This is a genomic window from Streptomyces sp. NPDC031274, assembly GCF_055570235.1.
This window is the reverse complement of the sequence record NZ_JBVIHP010000004.1, coordinates 247460-271233: the sequence shown is the minus strand read 5'-3', so window position 1 is coordinate 271233 and position 23774 is coordinate 247460. Positions and strand designations below refer to the sequence as shown.

Below are 23774 nucleotides of genomic sequence, written 5' to 3'. Positions count from 1 at the left end.
CGGGGGCATACGGAGGCGGACGGGCCTACCACTGCGGCGGGCTCGCGATGGAGCGTGCGAGCACGTCGTCCAGGACGCGGGCGGTGGCCGGGACGTCCAGCTGGGAATTGTCGATGATGGGAAGCCCGGAGCCGTACCAGCCCGCCATGCGGCCGTGGATGCGGGCCACTTCCTCGTCCGTGAGGCGGCGATTGCCGCTGCGCTCGGCGTTGCGCTCCAGGACGATCTCCAGGCCGGGCAGCAGGACCACCGGCAGCAGCCCTGGACCCACATGACGCTTCCAGCCGCCGAGGCCGACGACCGGGCGGTCGGGAAACACCGCATCGTCGAGGATGCACGAGATGCCGTTGGCCAGGAAGTTCCGTGCGGCGAAGCCGCAGGTGCGGCGGGCCAGGCGGTACTGCGCCTCGGAGTGGTCGTTCCAGCCGGACTGGGGGTCCGCGAACCCCGAGCGGACCCATTCGCGTACGTCGTCGAGGCTGATGTGGGCGGTCGGCACCCGGCGGTGCTCCGCCCAGAACTTGGCGACGCTCGTCTTGCCCGCGCCCGCGGGGCCGATCAGGAGGACGGCGAGGGTGGTGGCGCCGCTGTCCGCCTGGGCCGTGCCGGGCGGGGGGCTCGGCATGGCCACGGGGCCGCCGGGCGGCAGCTGGATGTGGCCCGTCGTGTCCGGGGTCGGCGGCACGGGGGCACCACCCGGCACGTGATGGTGCTGCGGGGCTCCCGGCACCGGGGCGTGCGGGTGCGCGGCCGGACCCTGCGGATGCGGGCCCGGTCCCTGCGGATGCGGGGCCGTGCCCGGTGGGTGCGGGGCGCCGGCGAAACCCGGCGCGGGAGGCGGTGGGCCGCCCGGCGCGGCACCCGGCGGCGGACCGCTCGGGTGGTGTGCGGCCGGGGACCAGCCGGTGGCTGATCCGTGCCCCGGCTGATGGGGCGGCGGCAGCGGAGACCCCACTGCGTGCTGCATCCGGTGCCACTCCGTCTCGTGCGACTGACGCTGGTCGGGCGGCGGCCGGGGCCACCCGTTACCGAACGGTACCGCCCCCGGCCGACGTTGTGTGAACGGCCGGGGAGGCCGCAGGGTGCCCGTGGCTTGTTCCGATGGGCCGATTCGGCGCTGCTGAGCGCTAGTTCGCCACTTCGCCGTACGCGGCGAGCAGCACCGCGGGGTCGGGTCCCTCCAGGACGGCGGGCTTGCCGAGGCCGTCGAGGACGATGAAACGCAGCAGGTCACCGCGGGACTTCTTGTCGACCTTCATGGTCTCCAGGAGCTTGGGCCACTGGTCGTAGCGGTAGCTCAGGGGCAGGCCGACCGACTCCAGGACGGCGCGGTGCCGGTCGGCGGTCGCGTCGTCGAGGCGTCCTGCGAGGCGGCCGAGTTCGGCCGCGAAGGCCATGCCCACGGAGACGGCGGCGCCGTGCCGCCACTTGTAGCGCTCGTTCTTCTCGATGGCGTGGGCGAGGGTGTGGCCGTAGTTGAGGATCTCGCGCAGGCCCGACTCCTTGAGGTCGCCGGAGACGACTTCGGCCTTGACCTTGATGGAGCGCTCGATCAGCTCGGCGGTGTGCGGGCCCTGCGGGCTGCGCGCCGCCTGCGGGTCCTCCTCGATCAGTTCGAGGATCGCCGGGTCGGCGATGAAGCCTGCCTTGATGATCTCCGCGAGGCCCGACACGAAGTCGTTGACCGGCAGCGAGTCGAGCGCGGCGAGGTCGCACAGCACGCCGGTGGGCGGGTGGAAGGAGCCGACGAGGTTCTTGCCCTCGGCGGTGTTGATGCCGGTCTTGCCGCCGACCGCGGCGTCCACCATGCCGAGCACGGTGGTCGGCACGGCGATCCAGCGGACCCCGCGCAGCCAGGTCGCGGCCACGAACCCGGCGAGGTCCGTGGTGGCTCCGCCGCCGACACCGATGATGATGTCGCTGCGGGTGAAGCCGGACTGGCCGAGCGCCTTCCAGCAGTACGCGGCGACCTCGGCGGTCTTGGCCTCCTCCGCGTTCGGCACCTGGATGGCGACGACCTCGAAGCCCTGGCCCGCCAAGTCCTCGCGCAGCGCCTCGCCCGTCTCGGCGAGCGCCTCGGGGTGGATGATCGCGACGCGCTTGGTGCGCTCGCCGATCAGGCCGGGCAGTTCACCGAGGAGCTGCCGTCCGACGAGCACCTCGTACGGCTCGGTGCCCGCGGTGCCGCCGACCTGGATGCGGGTGGGCGTCTGCCCCGACGTCTCGGCCATCTCCGTCATGCTTCCTTCAACTCCAGTGCGTCGAGGACCGCTTGGGCGACCTCTTCGGGGGTGCGGTCGTCGGTGGCGACGACGGCGCGGGCGACTTCGGCGTACAAGTGGCGGCGGGCGTCCATCAGTGCGCGCCACTGCTTGCGCGGGTTGACCGCGAGCAGGGGGCGCGCGACGTTCAGGCCGGTGCGCTTGACCGCCTCCTCGACGTCCATCGAGAGATAGACGACGGGGTGCGGTGCGAGAAGCGCGCGGGTCGAGTCGTCGAGGATCGCGCCCCCGCCGAGAGCGAGGATCCCCGCGTGCTCGGCGAGCGCCGTACGCACGGCCTCCCGCTCCAGGTCACGGAAGTGCGCCTCCCCCTCGTCCAGGAAGATGTCCGAGATCTCCCGGCCCTGTACGAGAACGATGTCGGCGTCGGTGTCGCGGTAGACGGTGCCGAGGCGCTCGGCGAGCAGTGCGCCCACCGTCGACTTGCCCACGCCCATCGGCCCGACCAGAACGATCTGCGGGCCGGTCACCGGATCTGCAGGTTGTCGAGGTACGACGCGACGTTCCGCCGGGTCTCGGGCACGCTGTCGCCGCCGAACTTCTCGGCGACGGCGTCGGCCAGGGTCAGCGCGACCATGGCCTCGGCGACGATGCCCGCGGCCGGGACCGCACACACGTCGGAGCGCTGGTGGTGGGCCTTGGTGGCCTCGCCGGTGGCGACGTCGATGGTGGCCAGCGCGCGCGGCACGGTCGCGATGGGCTTCATCGCGGCGCGCACGCGGAGCAGTTCGCCGGTGGTCAGGCCGCCCTCGGTGCCGCCGGAGCGGCCCGAGGTGCGCCGGATGCCGTCGTCGGTGGAGACGATCTCGTCGTGCGCCTTGGAGCCCGGCACCCGCGCCAGGTCGAAGCCGTCGCCGACCTCGACGCCCTTGATGGCCTGGATACCCATGAGCGCGGCGGCGAGCCGCGCGTCGAGCCGCCGGTCCCAGTGCACGTGCGAGCCGAGGCCGACGGGCACGCCGTACGCCAGGACCTCGACCACACCCCCCAGGGTGTCGCCGTCCTTGTGGGCCTGGTCGATCTCGGCGACCATCGCCTTGCTCGCGTCCGCGTCGAGGCAGCGCACCGGGTCGGCGTCGAGCTTCTCGACATCGGCCGGGGTGGGGTAGACGCCGTAGGGCGCCTTGGCCGCCGCCAGTTCCGTGACGTGGCTGACGATCTCGATCCCGGCCGTCTCCTTGAGGTACGAGCGGGCGACCGCGCCGAGCGCGACGCGGGCCGCGGTCTCACGGGCCGAGGCGCGCTCCAGGATCGGCCGGGCCTCGTCGAAGCCGTACTTCTGCATGCCCGCGAGGTCCGCGTGGCCAGGCCGGGGCCGGGTCAGCGGGGCGTTGCGGGCCAGGTCGGCGAGGATCTCGGGGTCGACCGGGTCGGCCGCCATGACCTGTTCCCACTTGGGCCACTCGGTGTTGCCCACCATGATCGCGATCGGCGAGCCCATGCTCAGGCCGTGCCGGACGCCGCCGAGGAAGGTGATCTCGTCGCGCTCGAACTTCATGCGCGCACCGCGCCCATAGCCGAGGCGCCGCCGGGCCAGGTGGTCCGCCACCATCTCCGTGGTGATCGGCACGCCGGCGGGAAGACCCTCCAGCGTCGCGACAAGTGCGGGTCCGTGGGACTCTCCCGCGGTCAGCCAACGCAACCTGCTCAACGGTGCTCCTCATGCTCGCGCCTGGAACTGCGTGGCGCGACCGGGTGCGCGGCCCTGGCCCGCCACCCTGATCCTCCCACGTCGGAGGGCGGGACCCGGCCTCCGGTCCAGAAAGCGGACGGCTCGGGGTCAGTCCTGGCGCGCGGCCAGCGCGTGTTCCCCGGCCTTGCGCATCGCGGCCAGCGGCGCGGACGCGTGCCCGGTCATCTGCTCGACCTGCAGCACGGCCTGGTGCACGAGCAGGTCGAGCCCGCTGACGACGGCACCGCCGTACATCGACCAGCGGGCCGCCAGAGTGGTGGGCCACGGGTCGTACAGGACGTCGAAGAGGGTCGCGGGGCGCTCCGGCACGGCGGCCGAGAGCGCGTCGGTCGCACCCGCCGGCGTCGTGGCGATCACCAGCGGCGCGCTCAGCGCGCGCTCGGCGTCCGCCCAGTCCTCCGTCCGCACCTCCACGTCGAGCCGCTCGCCCCACTGCCGCATCTCGGCGGCGCGCGCCTCGCTGCGTACGTACGCGACGACCTCGCCCGTGCAGATCCGCGCCAGCGCGGCGAGCGCGGACGACGCGGTGGCGCCCGCGCCGAGGATCGCGGCCGACTCGACCTGCTCGATGCCGCGTTCCCGCAGGGCGGCGACGATGCCGGGGATGTCGGTGTTGTCACCGACGCGACGGCCGTCCTCCGTGAACACGACGGTGTTGACCGCCTCGACGGAGGCGGCCGTCTCGCTGATCTCGTCGAGCAGCGGGATCACCGCGCGCTTGAGCGGCATCGTCAGCGAGAGCCCGGCCCACTCGGGACCGAGGCCCTTCAGGAAGACGGGCAGGGCCACCTCGTCGACGTCGAACAGGTCGTACGTCCAGTCGACCAGGCCCAGCTCCCCGTATGCGGCGCGGTGCAGCACCGGGGAAAGGGAGTGGGCGATGGGTGAGCCGAGGACTGCGGCTCGGCGTTTTGTGCTCATCAGCCGGAATTCTTCTTCTGTTCTTCGCGGTACTTCTTACGGTTCTGCTCGTGCTGCTCGTTCGTCTCGGCGAACAGCGTCTTGTCCGCGTTGATGGAGACGAAGTAGTACCAGTTCCCCTTGGCCGGACTGATCGCGGACTTGAGCGCCTCGTCTCCGGGGTTACCGATCGGCCCGGGAGGCAGGCCCTTGATCTTGTACGTGTTGTACGGGTCGTTGAACTTGCGCAGATCGTCGACCGTGCCGGTGTCCAGGGTACTTTCGGCCTTGGCGTAGTTCACCGTCGAGTCGAAATCCAGAAGCCCGTAGGTCTCGGTGTTGTTCGGCTTGAGCCGGTTGTAGACGACCGTCGCGACCTTCTCGAAGTCGTGCTTGTACTTGCCTTCCGCCTGGACCAGGCTCGCCACCGTGAGCACCTGCAGCGGGTCCTTCAGGTTCAGCTCGGCGGCCTTCGCCTTGAGGCCCAACTCGTCGTACCGCTCGGCCGAGTGGGAGACCATGTCCTTGAGGACGGCCTCAGGCTTCTGCCCCTTGGCGACCGGATAGCTGGAGGGGTAGAGGAAACCTTCGAGCGGATCCTTGATGTCCTTGTTGGTGTTCGCCCAGTCAGGAAGGCCGAGCGTCTTCCATTCCTTCTTGGCGACGCCCTCGGTCGTGCCTTTTTCGAGCTTCAGGCGCGTATCGATCTGCTTGTAGACCCACGAATTCCGCTTACCCTCGGGAATGATGAGGTTATTGCGGCTCTTCGGGCTGAGCATCAGCTCTACGGCGCTCTTGGCCGACATCTTTTTCTTCAGGGTATAGACGCCGGCCTGAATGGAAGTGCCACTGGAGTTCTGCGCCTGCGCGGACACAAAAGCGTCCACGCTCTTAACGACTCCGGCTTCCTTCAGTTTCTGGCCGATCACATAGCCGCCGGAATCCTTGGGGATGTCGACGGTGGCGGTTCCGGTGCCTTCGCCCGCGAAATCCGGCGCCGTACCGAATCGGTCCTGGTAGAACTGATAGCCGAAATAGCCGACCCCGCCGAGACCGCCACCGAAGACCAGCGTCACGACCAGGCACGCGCAGCCACTCCTGCGCTTCTTCGGTTTCTTGCCACCCCGTCCGCCTCGACGGTCCCCGCGCCCACCACGGCGCCCCGGCGGATCGTCGTCCTCGTCCTCGTCATCATCGGCGCCGGAGAAGAAGGCGTGTTCGCCCTGGTCCGGACCCGGATCCCAGTCCTGCTGCGGCTCAGGGTCGGCACGGCGGCGGGACGGCGGCTCCGGCGGGGGGTACGCGTCGGGGGTTCCGTAGTAGTCGGGGCTCTCCGCGCCGTAGCCGCCGGACTGGTTGCCGTAGGGGTCCGACGGATCGGCGCCGTACGGGACCTGGCCTTGGTGCCCGTTGTCCCAGCCGCCGTTGTACGGCTGCTCCGGACTCCCGCCGTACTGCGGCTCCGGGCCCCCGCCGTACTGAGGTTCGGGACTGCCGTTGTACTGCTGCTGCGGGCCCCCGCCGTACTGCTGCTCCGGATTGCCGTTGTACTGCTGCTGCCCGACAGGGCCGCCGTACTGCTGCTGGCCGTAAGCCTGCTGCCCGCCCGTGTTCCAGTCGTCGTACTGCGCATGCTGCTGCGGCTGCTGAGGGTAGTACTGCCCCTGGCCGCCGTAGGAGGACGGACCGGCGGAGGCCTGCTGTCCTCCCCATCCGCCGTCCCCGTACAACGGGTCCTCGGGATGCCACGGTTCGGAGCCTGGGCCCCGGCCATACTCAGTCATCGATCCCCTACATGCCGCGAGGCGGGGTCGCCGTCTGAGTGATCGGGCAACCGTTCCGCCTCTTGCTGCTGTGCGCCAGCTGTTCGAACACCGCCGCATCGCGCGGAACGTTACCGTATCGCGATCAGATGACCACTTCGACGCCCTCGCCCGGGGCATTGCCTGACGCCCGTTCGGACTCAAGGGCCTGCTGAAGGATGATGACGGCCGCCGCCTGATCGATGACAGACCTGCCCTTTTTGGACTTCACGCCTGAGGCGCGCAGCCCCTGACTGGCCGTCACTGTGGTCATCCTCTCGTCCACGAGCCTCACCGAAATGGGGGCCACCGAGCGGGCGAGGTCCTGGACGAACGCGCGGACCTTGGCCGCCGCCGGGCCCTCGCCCCCGTTGAGGGAGCGAGGGAGTCCGACGACGATCTCGATCGGTTCGTACTCGTCGACGAGCTGCTTCAGGCGGCGCCGCGCGGCCGGGACATCGCGTCCCGGCACCGTCTCCACCGGCGTGGCGAGGATCCCGTCGGGGTCGCACGAGGCGACCCCGATCCGGGCATCGCCGACATCGATGGCCAGCCGCCGGCCCCTGCGCATGCCCCCCTCGGAGTCGGACATCAGGCCGTCTCTGCCACGAGGCGTTCGACGGCGGCCATGGCGTCGCCGATGGCCGCGGCGTTCTGGCCGCCGCCCTGGGCGACGTCCGGCTTGCCGCCGCCACCGCCACCGAGGGTCTTGGCGGCCGTACGGACGAGGTCACCCGCCTTGAGACCACGCTCGCGGGCGGCTTCGTTCGTGGCGATGACCGTCAGCGGGCGGCCATTGGCCGTCGTGAACAGGGCCACCACGGCCGGGCGGTCGCCGGGGATGCGGTGGCGTACGTCGAGGACCAGCTTGCGCAGGTCGTCGGCGCCCGTGCCGTCCGGCACCTGACCGGTGACGAGAGCGATGCCTCGTACGTCCTTGGCCTGGTCGACGAGACCGGCGGCGGCCGCCAGGACCTTCTCCGCGCGGAACTTCTCGATCTCCTTCTCGGCGTCCTTCAGCTTGCCGAGCATGGCGGAGACCTTCTCGGGCAACTCCTCGGAACGGCCCTTGACCAGCTCCTGGAGCTGGGCGACGACGGTGTGCTCCTTGGCGAGGAAGTTGTACGCGTCGACGCCGACCAGGGCCTCGATACGGCGCACGCCCGAGCCGATGGACGATTCGCCGAGCAGCTTCACCAGGCCGAGCTGGGCGGTGTTGTGCACGTGCGTGCCGCCGCACAGCTCCTTGGAGAAGTCGCCGATGGTGACCACGCGCACCCGCTCGCCGTACTTCTCGCCGAACTCGGCGATGGCGCCCTGCTTCTTGGCATCGTCGATCGACATGACCTCGGCCTGCACGTCGAGTTCGTGCGCGAGTACTTCGTTGATCTTCTGCTCGACGTCCGTCATGACGGCCGTGGGCACGGCCGACGGGGAGCCGAAGTCGAAGCGGAAGCGGCCCGGCTGGTTCTCGGAACCGGCCTGGGCGGCCGTCGGGCCGAGTGCGTCGCGCAGCGCCTGGTGCGTGAGGTGCGTGGCGGAGTGGGCGCGGGCGATGGCACGACGGCGGTGCACGTCGATGGAGGCCCAGACCTGGTCGCCGACGGTGATCTCGCCGACCTGGACGACACCCTTGTGGACGTGCACGCCGGGGACCGGCTTCTGCACGTCACGGATCTCGACGACCGCGCCGTTGTCGAGGCGGATCCGGCCGGAGTCGGCGATCTGGCCGCCGCCCTCGGCGTAGAAGGGGGTGCGGTCGAGGACGACCTCGACCTCGTCGCCCTCGCGGGCGGCGGGGGACGAGACGCCGTTGACCAGGAGGCCGACGATGACGGCCTCGTTCTCGGTGAGGGTGTAGCCGGTGAAGTCGGTGGCGCCGGAGTTGTCGGCGATCTCGCGGTAGGCGTGCAGATCGGCGTGGCCGGTCTTCTTGGCCTGGGCGTCGGCCTTGGCCCGCTCCCGCTGCTCCTTCATCAGGCGCCGGAAGCCGTCCTCGTCCACGGTCAGGCCCTGTTCGGCGGCCATCTCCAGGGTGAGGTCGATCGGGAAGCCCCACGTGTCGTGCAGCAGGAAGGCCTTGTCGCCGGAGAGGACCTTGCCACCGGCGGTCTTGGTCTCGGTGACGGCGGTGTCGAGGATGTTCGTGCCGCCCTTGAGGGCCTTGAGGAAAGCGGCCTCTTCGGCGAGCGCGACCGTCTCGATGCGCTTGCGGTCGGATCGGAGCTCGGGGTACTGCTCGCCCATCGACTTGATGACGGTGTCCACGAGCTCGGCGGCGACCGGGCCCGTGGCGCCCATCAGACGCATGTTGCGGATGGCGCGGCGCATGATGCGGCGCAGTACGTAACCGCGGCCTTCGTTGCCGGGCGTGACGCCGTCGCCGATGAGCATCACGGACGTGCGCATGTGGTCGGCGACGACGCGCAGGGAGACGTCCGAACCCTGCTCGGCGCCGTACCGCACGCCGGTCAGCTCGGTGGCCGTGTCCATGATCACGCGCAGGGTGTCGGTCTCGTACATGTTCTGTACGCCCTGCAGGATCATGGCGAGACGTTCGAGACCGAGGCCGGTGTCGATGTTCTTGCTGGGCAGCTCGCCGAGGATCTCGAAGTCGTCCTTCGATGTGCCCTCACCGCGCTCGTACTGCATGAAGACCAGGTTCCAGATCTCCACGTAGCGCTCGTCGTTGACGGCCGGGCCGCCCTCGACGCCGAACTCGGGGCCGCGGTCGTAGTTGATCTCGGAGCAGGGGCCGCAGGGTCCGGGGACGCCCATGGACCAGTAGTTGTCCTTCTTGCCCAGGCGCTGGATGCGCTCGGCGGGGACGCCCACCTTCTCGCGCCAGATGGTCTCGGCCTCGTCGTCGTCGAGGTAGACCGTCACCCAGAGGCGCTCGGGGTCGAGGCCGTAGCCACCGTCCGCCACGGAGCTGGTGAGCAGCTCCCAGGCGTACGTGATGGCGCCTTCCTTGAAGTAGTCACCGAAGGAGAAGTTGCCGCACATCTGGAAGAACGTGCCGTGGCGCGTGGTCTTGCCGACCTCTTCGATGTCGGGCGTACGCACGCACTTCTGCACGCTCGTGGCGCGCGAGAACTGCGGCTTGACCTCACCCAGGAAGTAGGGCTTGAAGGGCACCATGCCGGCGGGGACGAGGAGCAGAGTCGGGTCGTCCGCGATGAGCGACGCCGAAGGGACGACGGTGTGCCCGCGCTCCTCGAAGAAGCTCAGCCAGCGGCGGCGAATCTCGGCCGACTCCATCAGTGGTCCTCATTCCGGTTGTACGAGTACTTCGAATGCGAGAGGTACTTGCCCTGCTTGTTCTTGTCGGTCTTGCTGGTCTTGGCGTTCTCGATGGCCACGACCACACGGCGCTGCCCGGGGAGTTCGTGGTCGACCGGGGCGTCGAGGCCGAGGGCCTCGCCCAGTTCGGCCTCGCGCTGGGCCATGCCGTCGCGGACGTCGAGAGCGAAGTCCTTGAGCTTGTGACCCGCCTCGACCGCCTTGTTCGCGGCCTGCGCCGCGAGGCTCTCGGGGGTCAGTTGCTTGATCTTGCGGTTGACCTTGGTGGTGGCCCACACACCGGCAGCGGCGCCCGCGGTGAACCAGAACGTACGGCGGAACATCGCTGCGTCAGTCCTTCTTCCGCTTGCCCCGCCGCCGCGCTGAGGGGAGGGTTCGCCCCACGATCACGGTACGTCGGGCGGGCGCCGGGGGCACATTGTTTGATTCGGGTCCTGCCTTGCGGCCCAGGGCCCTGCGCACCCCGTAACCGAACGCCGCGACCTTGACGAGGGGCCCGCCGAAGGTGGAGGCCACCGTCGAGGAGAGCGCGGACGCGTTCGACGTGACTTCCTGTACGTCGGAGGCGATGGCGTCGACCCGGTCGATCTGGGTCTGCGCGGAGCGCACCGCGGTGGAGGCGTCCGCGAGGAGCGGGACGGCCTGCTCGGTCACATCCGCGACGAGCTTGGTGGTCGCCTTGAGCGTCTGCGCCAGTCTCACCAGCGCCACGGCCAGGAAGGAGACCAGGATCGCCCAGAAGACGGCCACCAGGATCCCGGCCACCTCGCCACCCGACACTGTGCACCGCTCCCTGAACATCGGCCCTGAACATCGAAAAGTCGTCACCCGACCCTATCGCGCCGGGGCCGAGGCTCCGCACCGCATTACCGCGTCGGACCAGTCGGACCAAGGGAGTTACCTCTATTGATTGTACGGAGTGCATATGCGTGGGTACGCTCCGTAGATCATGCGACGCCATCAGCGCACGGGCGACCACCGGCACAGCTCCTCCGCACAGCCGCCGAGACCCGGCAATCTCCCTCTGGAGCTCAACGCCTTCGTCGGACGTTTCGACGAACTCGACTCTCTCGCAGCCGAGTTGGAGGCCGGACGCCTGGTCACGGTGACCGGTGTCGGCGGCGTAGGGAAGTCGCGCATCGCCGTCCGGGCCGCCGGTGAAGCCGCGCCGCGGGACGGCGCGTGGCTGGTGGAGCTCGCGGCGGTCCGGGACCCGGACCTGGTCGAACAGACGGTCGCCGACGCGCTGCGCCTGACGGATCACACGCACCGCACACCGCGCGAGGTGCTCATCGAGCATCTCGCGGAGCGGGAAGTCCTGCTCGTCGTCGACGGGTTCGAACACCTGGTGGAGGCGTGTGCCTCCCTGGTGGGGGATCTGCTGCTCCGCTGCCCCGGGCTCCGCGTGCTCGCGGTGGGGCGCCGCCCTCTCGACACCGGGGGTGAGCGGATCTTCCCGCTCGCGCCGCTGCCCACACCGGACGCGACCGCGCTCTTCGCCGACCGGGCGGCCGCTGGGCTCTCGGGGTTCGCCCTGGACGAGGGGAACGAATCCGACGTGGCGGAGCTGTGCCGCCGCCTCGACGGGATCCCGCTGGCCGTCGAGCTGGCGGCGGGGCGGCTGCGGGCGCTCTCGCCCGCGCAGCTCCTTTCCCGGCTCGACGACCGTTTCACGCTGCTCACCGGGACCCGGCGCGATGTGCCGCCGCGGCATCAGACCCTGCGTACGGCCATCGGCTGGAGCCATGAGCTGTGCACGGCGGGCGAGCGCCTGCTGTGGTCGCGCCTCTCCGTGTTCTGCGGCCCCTTCGACCTGGAGGCCGCCGAGTACATCTGCAGTGGGGACGGCCTGCACGCCGACGACGTGCTCGACGTACTCGACGAGTTGCTCGCCCAGTCCGTCGTGACCCGCGAGGAAGGACCGACGGGCGTCCGCTACCGCATGCTCGACACGGTCCGGGCCTACGGCGCCGACTGGCTGGAGGCGACCGGCGACTTCGCGCGGATGCGGCGTCGGCACCGCGACTGGTACATGGGGCTCGCCACCTGGTGCGAGCTGGACTGGTTCTCGCCGCGCCAGGCGCGGGTCGCCGAACTCCTCGACCTGGAGCTGCCCAATCTGCGGGGCGCCCTCGAGTACTGCCTGACCGAACCGGACGAGACCCATCTGGGCCAGTATCTGGCGGGCAGCCTGTGGTTCTACTGGGTCGGCTGCGGGCGGCTCGCGGAGGGGCGGCACTGGCTCGACCGCGCACTCGAACTGGACGGCGGCCACGACGACTCGCGCCTCAAGGCGCTGTGGGTCCTCGGCTATGTGGCGGTTCTGCAGGGCGACACGGTCGCCGCGCTCGCGGCGCTGCAGGAGTGCAAGGACGAGGCGGAGCGCACGGGCAGCGCCATCGCGACCGCGTACGCCGTGCACCGCATCGGCTGCCTCGCGCTCCTTGCCGACGACATGCCGCGCGCCGAGAGCCTGCTGCGCTCGGCCCTGGACCAGTACCACGAGATCGGCGAGCTCAACAGCAATGTCCTGATGGGCCAGGTCGAGCTGGCGATGGCTCTCGCCTTCCGCGGCGAGCTCGCCGACGCGGTCGTGCTCTGCGAGGACGTACGCCAGGTCTGCGAGGACCACGGCGAGCGCTGGACTCTCGCGTACGCCCTCTATGTCCTCGGCTTCGCGGCCTGGACGCGCGGTGAGGCGGCCACGGCACGGGAGCTGGTCATGCGGTGCCTGGCTCTGGACCACGCCTTCAACGATCTGCTCGGCACGGTGCTCGCGATCGAGCTGCTCGCCCTGTTCACCGCGGTGGAGGGCGACCCGGCCGAGGCCGCGGTACTGCAGGGCGCCGCGTCCCGCATCTGGCCGTCGGTGGGCCTTCCGCTGTTCGGCTCCGGATACTTCGGCGGACCGCACGAGCTGTGCGAGTCGAAGGCCCGCGAGCAGCTGGGTGACGCCCGTTACGAGGAGTGCGTCGCCACCGGGAACCGTCTGACCGCGGACGCGGCGGTGGCGCGGGCCCTGGGAACGGGCCCCAAGGAGAACGCAAAAACCCGTCGCCCGCCCCACCACGAAGGCAGGACGGGCGACGGGCTGAAGCAGGGAGAGCTACGTCCGGGTCAGCGGGCGTAGTACTCGACGACGAGCTGCTCGTCGCAGATCACGGGGATCTCCTTGCGGTTCGGGTCACGGTCCAGACGGAAGGCCAGGGCCTTCAGGTTCACCTGGAGGTAACGCGGGATCTCGCCGTCGGGGGCGAAGCCACCCTCACGCGAGACCACGAACAGCGGCTTCTCACGGCTGCGCTCGCGGACCATCACGACGTCGTCGGGACGGACGCGGAACGACGGCTTGTCGACCTTGCCGCCGTTGACCTCGATGTGGCCGTGGCTGACCATCTGACGGGCCTGGTAGATCGTGCGGGCGATGCCCGAACGAAGGATCAGGGCGTCGAGACGGCGCTCGAGCTCGATGACCAGAGCCTCGCCGGTCTTGCCTTCGGCCTTCTTGGCGCGGTCGTAGGCACGAGCCATCTGCTTCTCGCTGATGTCGTACTGCGCACGCAGACGCTGCTTCTCGAGCAGACGGACCTTGTAGTCCGAGTTCTGCTTGCGGCCACGGCCGTGCTCGCCGGGCGGGTAGGGGCGAGCCTCGAAGTACTTGACGGCCTTCGGGGTCAGCGCGATGCCGAGGGCACGCGACTTCTTGACCTTGGGGCGGGACTGGTTCGTCATGAACCAACCTCTCTGTTCCATGTGAAATCGGCTTCACCAGGGTTAGGGGAGGTCGCATCCGCAGCCTGGGAAACCCATCGGATCCGGTGGTTCTGGATCCGGCGGGCAGCCGCTCCCTGGTCTGGGCACTATGTGCAGCACGCGAGTGGCCCACCGACCGCTTCCCGGAGTACGAGATGGTGGTGGGCTGCCCGCGACACCTTCGACGGTGCGCGACGCTCCTGGAGATTCCTGGACCGTGAGGTCCGGGGCTCCGGCTGGATGTCCCGTTCTGGTGGTGCCGGTACGAGACCGGACACGGGACGCAGCACTTCGGGCAAGTGTACCGGGTGACGGGGGGTGCCTCCGACGCGGGCCGCGAGGGACAGCGGCGGACGGGGCTACTCGCCCTTGAGGCGCTCGCGGACCCGCTCGACCACGTCCGCGTACCTCGCCTCGGCGCCGTAGCGAGTGGGTTGGTAGTAACGCTTGGCGGCCACGGTGTCCGGTGCGTACTGCTGGGCGGCGATCGCGCCCGGCACGTCGTGCGGGTACACATAGCCCTGGGCGTGGCCGAGCTTGGCCGCTCCCTTGTAGTGACCGTCGCGCAGGTGGGGCGGGACGGGGCCAGCGAGTCCCGCGCGGACGTCGGCCTGGGCGGACTGGATGGCGATCGTCGCGGCGTTCGACTTCGGGGCCAGGGCGAGGGCGATCGTCGCGTGGCTGAGGGTGAGCGCGGCCTCCGGGAAGCCGATCATGGCGACGGCCTGGGCGGCGGCGACCGCCGTGGGCAGTGCCGTGGGGTCGGCGAGGCCGATGTCCTCGCTCGCGGAGATCATCAGGCGTCGTGCGATGAAGCGGGGATCCTCGCCCGCCTCGATCATCCGGGCCAGATAATGCAGGGCCGCGTCCACGTCCGAACCGCGGATGGACTTGATGAGGGCGCTCGCGACGTCGTAGTGCTGGTCGCCGTCGCGGTCGTACGTCACGGCCGCGCGGTCGACCGACTCCTCCAGGGTCTGGAGGGTGATCTCCTTCTCGCCCTTGGCGATGGCCGAGCCCGCGCCCGCCTCCAGAGCGGTGAGCGCGCGCCGGGCGTCGCCGCCCGAGATCCGCAGCAGGTGCTCCTCGGTGTCCTCGGGCAGCTCCACCGCGCCGCCAAGACCCCGCTCCTCGGTGAGCGCCCGGCGCAGCAGGCCGCGCAGGTCGTCGTCCGTGAGCGGTTCGAGCGTGAGGAGGAGGGAGCGGGACAGGAGCGGGGAGATGATCGAGAAGTACGGGTTCTCGGTCGTCGCCGCGATCAGGGTCACCCAGCGGTTCTCGACGGCGGGCAGCAGCGAGTCCTGCTGGGCCTTGCTGAAGCGGTGGATCTCGTCCAGGAAGAGGACGGTCTCCTTGCCGTGGCCGCCCATGGCCCTGCGGGCCCCCTCGATGACCGCGCGGACTTCCTTCACGCCCGCGGTGATCGCGGAGAGCTCCACGAAGCGCTTGTTCGTGGCCTTCGAGACCACGTACGCGAGGGTCGTCTTGCCGATGCCCGGCGGTCCCCACAGGAACACCGACGACGGTCCCGCCGGTCCTCCGCCGCCCTCGCCCACCAGTCTGCGCAGGGGCGAGCCCCGCTTCAGCAGATGCTGCTGGCCGACGACTTCTTCGAGGGTGCGCGGGCGCATCCGGACGGCCAGGGGACTTGTCGAAGGGTCCTTCTCCTGGCGGTCCTCGGCAGCTGCGGTGAACAGATCGGGCTCCACGCTTCGAACCCTACGTCAGCCCACTGACAACGCCGTCAGCGCTGTCAGCTGGTCCAGAAGTCCCACCAGCGCGTGAGGATCAGCATCCCGATGATGCCGACGTGCAGCACCGGAAGCACCCACGTGAACTCGCTGAAGAACGTGCGCAGCCAGGAGGGCGCGGGCAGCAGGCCGTTGCGGACGTTGAACGAGGTCACGTACCAGAACATGATGATCGTGGCGACCCAGGCCAGGCAGCACCACAGGCACAGCGAGTTGATCTCGTAGAGCGACTGGTACTGCAGCCACGTGCAGAAGCCGACCCCGAAGAGCGTGCCCGCGTTCAGCGTCAGCCAGTACCAGCGCGGGAAGCGCGCACGGCCGAGCAGGCTCATGCCGACACAGATCACGACCGCGTACGCGGCGATGCCCAGCATCGGGTTCGGGAACCCGAAGGCCGACGCCTGCTCACTCGTCATGATGTTGCCGCAGGAGACCACCGGATTGAGGCTGCATCCCGGCGTGAAGTCCGGGTCCTCAAGAAGCTTGAACTTGTCCAGCGTGATCACCCACGCCGCGAGCAGCCCCGCCGCACCCGTGATCACCAGGAGCAGCGCGAACGCACGGCTCCCGCCGACACCGCGTGGCGCGGCCGCGTCCGCCCCGCCCCGCTCGCGATCGTGGTCGGAGGGGCGGCTCTCGCTTGCCGGGGTCGTCTTGCTCATCACGCCGTTCCGTCGCTTGTGGGGGCCTACGGGCAGGGACATTGTGCCGCACGCGCGCGGGTGTCCACCGTTCGATGGACATAAGCAGGTACGCACGAAGGGCCCCGGGCGTTCGGTCCGCCGGGGCCCCGCGTCTTCGTTCTCGCGTGCGGCTAGGGCCTTTCGTTTGGATCAGGTCGGATCAGGGAGCGGGGGCTGGTGCGTGCAGCTGCAAGGCGGAGGAGGGCGTCAACGCGGAGCGAATGGGGCCTCCCCTGCTCGAGCGAAAGCCGAGAGCTTGGGGAAAACCGACGACAACGCCGCAGATGTGCGTGCCAGCCCCCGCGAGCCCGGCCTGATCCAAACGAGAGGCCCTAGGCCAGCTTGCCCTTCAGGACGTCCACGATGGAGTCCACCGCGACGGCGTCCTGCTCACCCGACTCCATGTCCTTGAGCTGCACGACGCCTTCGGCGAGGTCCCGCTCACCGGCGACGATCGTGAAGCGCGCGCCACTGCGGTTGGCGTTCTTCATGGCTCCCTTGAGCCCCTTGCCGCCGTACGAGAAGTCGGCCGCGACGCCCGCCCTGCGCAGCTCCGTCACCTTGGAGAACAGGACTCGCCTGGCCTCGTCGCCGAGCGGCACCGCGAACACGCTGGTCGCGGAGGGCAGTTCGAGCTCCACGCCCTCGGCCTCCAGGGCGAGGACCGTGCGGTCCACGCCCAGGGCCCAGCCGACCGACGGCAGCGAGGGGCCGCCGATCATCTCGGACAGGCCGTCGTAACGGCCGCCGCCGCCCACCGCGGACTGCGAGCCGAGGCCGTCGTGGACGAACTCGAAGGTCGTACGGGTGTAGTAGTCCAGGCCGCGGACCAGCTTCGGGTCGTCCTCGTACGCGACGCCCTCCGACGTCAGGAGCTCGCGCACCTGCTCGTGGTACGCCTTGCACGCGTCGCACAGGTAGTCGCGCAGCATCGGGGCGCCGACCAGCTGCTTCTGGACGTCGTCGCGCTTGTCGTCCAGGACCCGCAGCGGATTGATGTCGATACGTCGACGTGTCTCCTCGTCCAGGTCGAGCCCGCGCAGGAAGTCCTGCAGCGCGGCGCGGTAGACGGGGCGGCACTCCTTGTCACCGAGGGAGTTGAGCAGGATGCGGAACTGGGAGAGGCCGAGCGAGCGGTACGCCTGGTCCGCGAGGATGATCAGCTCGGCGTCGAGAGCCGGGTCCTCGGCGCCGATCGCCTCGGCGCCGACCTGCGAGAAGTGGCGGTAGCGGCCCTTCTGCGGGCGCTCGTAGCGGTAGTACGAGCCGGAGTACCAGAGCTTGACCGGGAGGTTGCCCGCCTTGTGCAGGTTGGCCTCCAGGGCCGCGCGCAGCACGGAAGCGGTGCCCTCGGGGCGCAGGGCGAGCTGGTCGCCGCCCTTGGTCTCGAAGGCGTACATCTCCTTGGAGACGATGTCGGTGGACTCGCCGACGCCGCGCGAGAACAGCTCGACGTTCTCGAAGCCGGGCGTCTCGACGTAGCCGTACCCGGAGTTCCGCAGCGGCGTGGCGATGGCCTCGCGCACCGCCAGGTACTTCGCTGAGTCCGGCGGAAGCAGGTCGTAGGTGCCCTTGGGGGCCTTGAAGGTGCTCACGGGTTTTCTCTCGTCACATTCCTCGTCGGGGAGCGTCGGCTCCCAGGCCGGCGGCCACCTGACGCAGATACGGGTTGGTGGCGCGCTCACGGCCGATCGTCGTGTGCTCGTTGTGACCCGGCAGGACCACGGTCGAGTCGTCGAGCGGCAGGCACACGCGCGCCAGCGACTCGAGCATCTCGTCCTGCGATCCGCCGGGCAGGTCGGTGCGTCCGATGGAGCCGGCGAAGAGCAGGTCGCCCGAGAAGAACACCGAGGGAACCTCGGCGGACTCGGGCAACTGGAAGGTCACCGACCCCTTCGTATGCCCCGGCGCGTGCGCGACGGAGAAGTCGAGACCGGCGAGCTTCAGGCGCGCGCCGTCGGTCAGTTCCTTGACGTCGGAGGGCTCCCCCACGGTCAGTTCACCGAGGAGCTGCGCGCCGAAGGAACGGCCTATGCCCTTCTCCGGGTCGCTCATCATGTACCGGTCGTCGGGGTGGATCCACGCGGGCACGTCATGCGCCCCGCAGACCGGGACGACCGAGGCGACATGGTCGATGTGGCCGTGGGTGAGGACGACCGCGACGGGCTTGAGCCGATGCTTCTTGAGTGCGTCCTCGACTCCCTCGGTGGCCTGGTGGCCCGGGTCGATGATCACGCACTCCTCGCCTGCGGCGGGGGCGACCAAGTAGCAGTTGGTGCCCCAGGCCCCGGCGGGAAACCCGGCAATGAGCACGATCGTCCTTCGTTCGTCGTCCGGCGGAGGTGGCCGCGCAGGATCGCGGCAGATCAGAGCCTACCGGCGCTCCCGATTCCACAGCTAACCCATATACGGTACGGGGCACACAGAAGCGGTCATCCACGCAGAGGAGAGATCACCCGGTGGTCAGCAACGATCAGCGGCGGCGTCAGCTCGCCCGGGAGAAGTTCTTGCGGCAGCAGCAGCGCCGGGAGGCGGCGCGGCGCAGGGCGCGGATGCGCAACGCGGTGATCGCCTCGGCGCTCGCGGTGGTCCTGGCCGGTGGCGCGGTGTCGTACGCGGCAGGCGCCTTCGACGACGACGGCAAGCCGACCGACGAGGCAGCGGCGAACCCCACCACCAAGGCGGACCCCTGCCAGAAGCCCGCGAGCGGCAAGGTGAAGCCGCTCAGCTTCAAGAAGGAACCGGCGCTCTCGATCGACAAGTCGGCGGACTACGCGATGAAGCTGAGCACGACCTGCGGCGACATCGGCCTCGACCTCTCGGCGGCGAAGGCCCCGCACACGGTCAACTCCTTCAACTTCCTGGTGAACAAGGGCTATCTCGACCACACCAAGTGCCACCGGCTCACCACGGGCGGCATCTACGTCCTGCAGTGCGGCGACCCGAAGGGCACCGGCGAGGGCGGCCCCGGCTACTCGATCCCCGACGAGAACCTCAAGGACAAGAAGCTCAAGGGGAACGTGTATCCGGCGGGCACGGTGGCGATGGCCAACCAGTACAACGCCCAGAAGAAGACGGGCCGCGACAGCGGCGGCAGCCAGTTCTTCCTGGTCTACCAGGACAGTCAGCTGCCGCCCGACTACACACCGTTCGGGACCATTTCCGATTCCGGGATGAAGGTGCTCAAGAAGATTGCCGACGCCGGCGAGAGCACCGGGCAGGGCGACGGCGCCCCGAACGCGACGGTCGTCATCAACAAGGCGACCGTGTCGAAATCCTGACCGCTGGCAGGCAAACTTCCCACGTGCGGGATGCGGACAGCCGCCCCGCCGGTCGCCTATGTTGGCGGTGACGAAACTGTGGACGATGCCGGGGGTCTCAAGGCCCTGCACAGGCATCATGTGGAGGAGGCGCTGTGAGCAGCGACCCGTGGGGCCGCGTCGACGAGACGGGGACCGTGTACGTGCGCAAGGCCGACGGCACCGAGCGCGAAGTCGGTTCGTGGAAAGCGGGATCTCCTGACGAGGCCCTTGCCTACTTCGAGCGCAAGTACGACGGTCTGGTCGTCGAGATCGGACTTCTCGAGCGCCGGGTGAAGACGACCGACCTGTCGGCCAAGGACGCCATGACCGCCATCGACCACCTGCGCACGCAGGTGGACGAGGCACACGCGGTCGGTGATCTGGACGCCTTGAGCAAGCGCCTGGACAAGCTCGTCGAGACCGTCGACGAGCGCCGGGAAGAGCGCAAGGTCCAGAAGGCCAAGCAGTCGGACGAGGCCAGGCACTCCAAGGAGGCGCTGGTCGTCGAGGCCGAGGAGCTCGCCCAGAGCGAGCAGTGGCGGGCGGCGGGCGAGCGTCTTCGCGCCCTGGTGGACACCTGGAAGGGCCTGCCGCGCCTCGACCGCAAGTCGGACGACGAGCTGTGGCACCGCTTCTCGCACGCCCGCTCGGCGTTCTCCAAGCGTCGCAAGGCCCACTTCGCCTCGCTGGACGCCCAGCGCGAAGAGGCCCGCAAGACCAAGGAGAAGCTGGTCGGCGAGGCAGAGTCCCTCTCCGGTTCGACCGACTGGGGTCCCACGGCCGCGCGGTACCGCGACCTGATGACCGAGTGGAAGTCCGCGGGCCGCGCCCAGCGCGAGCACGAGGACGATCTGTGGAACCGCTTCCGCGGCGCCCAGGACGTGTTCTTCGCGGCGCGCAGCTCGGTCTTCGCGGAGCGGGACGCTGAGCAGACGGAGAACCTGAAGCTGAAGGAGGAGCTGGCCGAGGAGGCCGAGAAGCTCGTCCCGGTGAAGGACCTCAAGTCGGCGCGCGCTGCCTTCCGTACGCTCAACGAGCGCTGGGAGGCCATCGGCCACGTCCCGCGTGACGCGCGGCCGAAGGTCGAGGGCCGGATGCAGGCGGTGGAGCGGGCCCTGCAGGACTCCGAGGAGGCCGAGTGGCGCCGGACGAACCCTGAGGCACGTGCGCGTGCCGCGGGTCTGACCGGTCAGCTGCAGGCCGCTGTCGACAAGCTGGTCGACCAGATCGACAAGGCGCGCACGGCGGGCAACGACGCCAAGGCCGACAAGCTCCAGAGGGAGCTCGACGGCCGCCAGGCTCTGCTCGACCAGGCTCTGAAGGGTCTGCACGAGTTCGGCGGCTGAGTTTTCCGCTGTCTACGTAGAGGGGCTCCCGTACGTGATGTACGGGAGCCCCTCTACGTAGTGGACCGGTTCACGGCCTGCGCGCGGACGTCACCCTGTACACGTCGTACACGCCTTCGACTCCCCTGACGGCCTTGAGCACGTGCCCCAGGTGCTTGGGGTCGCCCATCTCGAACGTGAAGCGCGAGGTGGCGACCCGGTCGCGGGAGGTCTGGACAGCCGCGGACAGGATGTTCACGTGCTGGTCCGAGAGGATGCGCGTGACGTCCGAGAGCAGGCGCGAGCGGTCAAGTGCCTCGACCTGGATGGCGACCAGGAAGACCGAGGACTGGGTGGGCGCCCACTCGACCTCGAGGATGCGCTCGGGCTCGCGGGAGAGCGAGTCGATGTTCACGCAGTCGCTGCGGTGAACCGATACGCCGCTGCCGCGCGTGACGAAGCCGATGATCGGGTCGCCGGGGACGGGCGTACAGCAGCGGGCCAGCTTGACCCACACGTCGTCGACGCCCTTGACGACGACACCGGGGTCGGCGTTGGCTCGGCGCTTGCTGCGGCCGCGTGAGGGCGGCGCGCTCTCGGCGATGTCCTCGTTGGCTGCTTCCTCGCCGCCGAGTGCCTGGACGAGCTTCTGCACGACGGACTGCGCGGTGACATGGCCTTCGCCGATCGCCGCGTAGAGGGACGAGATGTCGGGGTAGCGCATCTCGTGCGCGAGGGTGACCAGGGAGTCGCCCGTGAGGATGCGCTGGATCGGCAGGTTCTGCTTGCGCATGGCCCGCGCGATGGCGTCCTTGCCCTGCTCGATGGCCTCGTCGCGGCGCTCCTTGGAGAACCACGCGCGGATCTTGTTGCGCGCCCGCGGCGACTTGACGAAGCCGAGCCAGTCACGGGACGGGCCCGCGCCGGCCGCCTTGGAGGTGAAGACCTCCACCAGGTCGCCATTGTCCAGGGTCGATTCGAGCGGCACGAGCCGTCCGTTGACCCGCGCCCCTATGGTGCGGTGGCCGACCTCGGTGTGCACCGCGTACGAGAAGTCGACCGGGGTCGCACCCGCCGGGAGCGCTATGACGTCGCCCTTCGGCGTGAAGACGAAGACTTCGTTGCGCGACAGGTCGAAACGGAGCGATTCGAGGAACTCGCTGGGGTCCTCGGTCTCCTTCTGCCAGTCCAGGAGCTGGCGCAGCCACGCCATGTCGTTGAGGTGGTCGTCCTTGCCACCGGCCTTCTTCGGCACGTCGGTGCGCACCTTGGAGGCGCCAGCGGACGGCTCCTGCTTGTACTTCCAGTGCGCGGCGATGCCGTACTCGGCGCGGCGGTGCATGTCGAACGTACGGATCTGGAGCTCGACGGGCTTGCCGCTGGGGCCGATCACCGTGGTGTGCAGCGACTGGTACATGTTGAACTTCGGCATCGCGATGTAGTCCTTGAACCGGCCGGGGACCGGATTCCATCGCGCGTGGACCGTGCCGAGAGCGGCATAGCAGTCGCGGACCGTGTCGACGAGGACGCGGATGCCCACCAGGTCGTAGATCTCGGCGAAGTCGCGGCCTCGGACGATCATCTTCTGGTAGACGCTGTAGTAGTGCTTCGGGCGCCCGGTGACGGTGGCCTTGATGCGGGCGGCGCGCAGGTCGGCCTGGACCTCGTCGGTCACTATGGCCAGGTACTCGTCGCGCTTGGGGGCGCGCTCGGCGACAAGGCGCACGATCTCGTCGTACATCTTGGGGTAGAGGATCGCGAAGGCGAGGTCCTCCAGCTCCCACTTGATGGTGTTCATGCCCAGGCGGTGGGCCAGGGGCGCGTAGATCTCGAGGGTCTCGCGGGCCTTCTTCTCCTGCTTCTCCCGCTTGAGATAGCGCATCGTGCGCATGTTGTGCAGGCGGTCGGCGAGCTTGATGACCAGGACACGGGGGTCCTTGGCCATGGCGACGACCATCTTGCGCACGGTCTCGGCCTGCGCGGCCTCGCCGAACTTGACCTTGTCCAGCTTGGTGACGCCGTCGACGAGCAGGGCGACCTGGTCGCCGAAGTCGCGCTTGAGGGTGTCGAGGCCGTACTCGGTGTCCTCGACGGTGTCGTGCAGGAGGCCCGCCATGAGCGTGGCCGGGTCCATGCCGAGCTCGGCGAGGATCGTCGTCACGGCGAGGGGGTGCGTGATGTACGGGTCGCCGCTCTTGCGCTTCTGGCCGCGGTGCCAGCGCTCGGCGACCTGGTAGGCCTTCTCGATCTGGCGCAGCGTCGCCGTCTCGATCTTGGGGTCGTTGCTGCGCACTATCCGCAGCAGCGGCTCCAGGACCGGGTTGTACGGGTTGGAACGCTGGACGCCGAGGCGGGCGAGGCGGGCGCGTACGCGGTTGGAGGAGCCCGAGCGCTCGTTCTTGGCCGCGGTGGGCCGTGGCGTGGGGGTCGTGCTGCCCGCGCGGGCCTCGGTGGGGGGCTTGGGCCGCGACTGATCGGTGGCCGGCTTGTCGCGCTTGGCGGCGTCGCCGGGCGCGCTCGGTGCGGGCTTGGTGCCGGGAGGCGTGCTCTCCTGCTTCGCCGGTGTGGCGCCCTTGACGGGCGCCGCGGGCGTCGCACCCTTGGCGGGCGTGGCGCCCTTCGCGGACGCAGAAGAGGCCCCCGCCGCGCGCTGGGCCTGCTCTGCGGCCTTGGCGGCGGTGAGTGCCTTGGACTCGTCTGGCAAGAGGCGCTCCCTGTGCGTGCGCGATCCGGGTCCTTGGGTCAGGCCCCGAAGAGCCCATGGTATCGATCCTGGACCTTTGCCTCTCCCCCAGCCCGTGACACTGCTCACTACGGAAGAAACACCTGAGGTTTCCACACGGCGAACCCGAGCTCTCTACAGAAGAAACACCCGAGGCGGGGGGGGGGGGGGGGGGGGGGGGGGAGCGGGGGGGGGGGGGGGGGGGGGGGGAGGGGGGGGGGGGGGGAGGGAGGGGGTGATGCTAAGCAAGCCTATCCA

Annotated in this window: 19 protein-coding genes; 3 read left to right on the top strand and 16 right to left on the bottom strand. The window is 69.6% G+C overall.

What is annotated here, in order from left to right:
• Positions 1 to 25: 25 nt before the first annotated feature.
• The 10 genes from ACZ5CR_RS09465 to ACZ5CR_RS09420 form a co-directional block, all read right to left on the bottom strand.
• A complete protein-coding gene (locus ACZ5CR_RS09465; RefSeq protein WP_468855318.1) occupies positions 26 to 967 on the bottom strand; it encodes a Pro-rich N-terminal domain-containing protein in 942 nt (313 codons plus the stop codon).
• 160 nt (positions 968 to 1127) lie between these two features.
• Complete coding sequence (aroB, locus tag ACZ5CR_RS09460) at positions 1128 to 2240, bottom strand: 3-dehydroquinate synthase (protein WP_468855316.1); 1113 nt, start codon at positions 2238 to 2240, stop codon at positions 1128 to 1130.
• On the bottom strand, positions 2237 to 2752 hold the full coding sequence (locus ACZ5CR_RS09455) for a shikimate kinase (protein WP_468855315.1): 516 nt from the start codon (positions 2750 to 2752) through the stop codon (positions 2237 to 2239). Before ACZ5CR_RS09455 ends, aroB begins: the two co-directional genes overlap by 4 nt.
• Positions 2749 to 3933 (bottom strand): chorismate synthase, encoded by a 1185-nt coding sequence (aroC, locus tag ACZ5CR_RS09450; RefSeq protein ID WP_389914797.1) that lies wholly within the window; start codon positions 3931 to 3933, stop codon positions 2749 to 2751. The genes ACZ5CR_RS09455 and aroC overlap by 4 nt, the downstream gene beginning before the upstream one ends.
• 129 nt (positions 3934 to 4062) lie before the next feature.
• Entirely contained in the window at positions 4063 to 4896 is an 834-nt protein-coding gene (locus ACZ5CR_RS09445; RefSeq protein ID WP_468855311.1) for a shikimate dehydrogenase, read from the bottom strand.
• Positions 4896 to 6659 (bottom strand): endolytic transglycosylase MltG, encoded by a 1764-nt coding sequence (mltG, locus tag ACZ5CR_RS09440; RefSeq protein WP_468855309.1) that lies wholly within the window; start codon positions 6657 to 6659, stop codon positions 4896 to 4898. Before mltG ends, ACZ5CR_RS09445 begins: the two co-directional genes overlap by 1 nt.
• Positions 6660 to 6783: 124 nt before the next feature.
• On the bottom strand, positions 6784 to 7269 hold the full coding sequence (gene ruvX / locus ACZ5CR_RS09435; protein WP_468855308.1) for a Holliday junction resolvase RuvX: 486 nt from the start codon (positions 7267 to 7269) through the stop codon (positions 6784 to 6786).
• The gene (gene alaS / locus ACZ5CR_RS09430) at positions 7269 to 9938 is read right to left on the bottom strand and encodes an alanine--tRNA ligase (protein ID WP_468855305.1); all 2670 of its coding nucleotides are present in this window, start codon (positions 9936 to 9938) and stop codon (positions 7269 to 7271) included. Before alaS ends, ruvX begins: the two co-directional genes overlap by 1 nt.
• Positions 9938 to 10303: a DUF6167 family protein gene (locus ACZ5CR_RS09425; RefSeq protein ID WP_468855302.1), complete on the bottom strand. Its 366-nt coding sequence runs from the start codon at positions 10301 to 10303 to the stop codon at positions 9938 to 9940. Before ACZ5CR_RS09425 ends, alaS begins: the two co-directional genes overlap by 1 nt.
• 7 nt (positions 10304 to 10310) lie before the next feature.
• Entirely contained in the window at positions 10311 to 10760 is a 450-nt protein-coding gene (locus ACZ5CR_RS09420; RefSeq protein WP_389914812.1) for a DUF948 domain-containing protein, read from the bottom strand.
• A gap of 169 nt (positions 10761 to 10929) precedes the next feature.
• Here ACZ5CR_RS09420 and ACZ5CR_RS09415 point away from each other — a divergent pair, with 169 nt between their 5' ends.
• On the top strand, positions 10930 to 13110 hold the full coding sequence (locus ACZ5CR_RS09415; protein WP_468855299.1) for an ATP-binding protein: 2181 nt from the start codon (positions 10930 to 10932) through the stop codon (positions 13108 to 13110).
• Here ACZ5CR_RS09415 and rpsD read toward each other — a convergent pair.
• From rpsD to ACZ5CR_RS09390, 5 genes are all read right to left on the bottom strand, one after another.
• Positions 13098 to 13712 (bottom strand): 30S ribosomal protein S4, encoded by a 615-nt coding sequence (gene rpsD, locus ACZ5CR_RS09410; protein ID WP_361834513.1) that lies wholly within the window; start codon positions 13710 to 13712, stop codon positions 13098 to 13100. The two genes, ACZ5CR_RS09415 and rpsD, sit on opposite strands and share 13 nt — an antisense overlap.
• Before the next feature lie 380 nt (positions 13713 to 14092).
• Entirely contained in the window at positions 14093 to 15442 is a 1350-nt protein-coding gene (locus ACZ5CR_RS09405; RefSeq protein ID WP_389914818.1) for a replication-associated recombination protein A, read from the bottom strand.
• A gap of 44 nt (positions 15443 to 15486) precedes the next feature.
• Positions 15487 to 16146 carry a vitamin K epoxide reductase family protein gene (locus ACZ5CR_RS09400; RefSeq protein ID WP_468855296.1) on the bottom strand — a complete coding sequence of 220 codons (660 nt, stop codon included), beginning with the start codon at positions 16144 to 16146 and terminating at the stop codon, positions 15487 to 15489.
• 353 nt (positions 16147 to 16499) lie between these two features.
• Positions 16500 to 17762 carry a histidine--tRNA ligase gene (gene hisS, locus ACZ5CR_RS09395; protein ID WP_468855294.1) on the bottom strand — a complete coding sequence of 421 codons (1263 nt, stop codon included), beginning with the start codon at positions 17760 to 17762 and terminating at the stop codon, positions 16500 to 16502.
• Between the two features lie 13 nt (positions 17763 to 17775).
• Positions 17776 to 18480 carry an MBL fold metallo-hydrolase gene (locus ACZ5CR_RS09390; RefSeq protein ID WP_468855292.1) on the bottom strand — a complete coding sequence of 235 codons (705 nt, stop codon included), beginning with the start codon at positions 18478 to 18480 and terminating at the stop codon, positions 17776 to 17778.
• A gap of 146 nt (positions 18481 to 18626) precedes the next feature.
• On the opposite strand from ACZ5CR_RS09390, the gene ACZ5CR_RS09385 reads away from it, so the two are divergent.
• A complete protein-coding gene (locus ACZ5CR_RS09385) occupies positions 18627 to 19448 on the top strand; it encodes a peptidylprolyl isomerase (protein ID WP_468855291.1) in 822 nt (273 codons plus the stop codon).
• A 134-nt stretch (positions 19449 to 19582) separates the two neighbouring features.
• Positions 19583 to 20815 (top strand): DUF349 domain-containing protein, encoded by a 1233-nt coding sequence (locus tag ACZ5CR_RS09380; protein WP_468855289.1) that lies wholly within the window; start codon positions 19583 to 19585, stop codon positions 20813 to 20815.
• 70 nt (positions 20816 to 20885) lie between these two features.
• Here ACZ5CR_RS09380 and ACZ5CR_RS09375 read toward each other — a convergent pair whose 3' ends face one another.
• Positions 20886 to 23498, bottom strand: coding sequence for a RelA/SpoT family protein (locus tag ACZ5CR_RS09375; protein WP_468855288.1), 2613 nt, complete (start codon positions 23496 to 23498; stop codon positions 20886 to 20888).
• Positions 23499 to 23774: the final 276 nt, after the last annotated feature.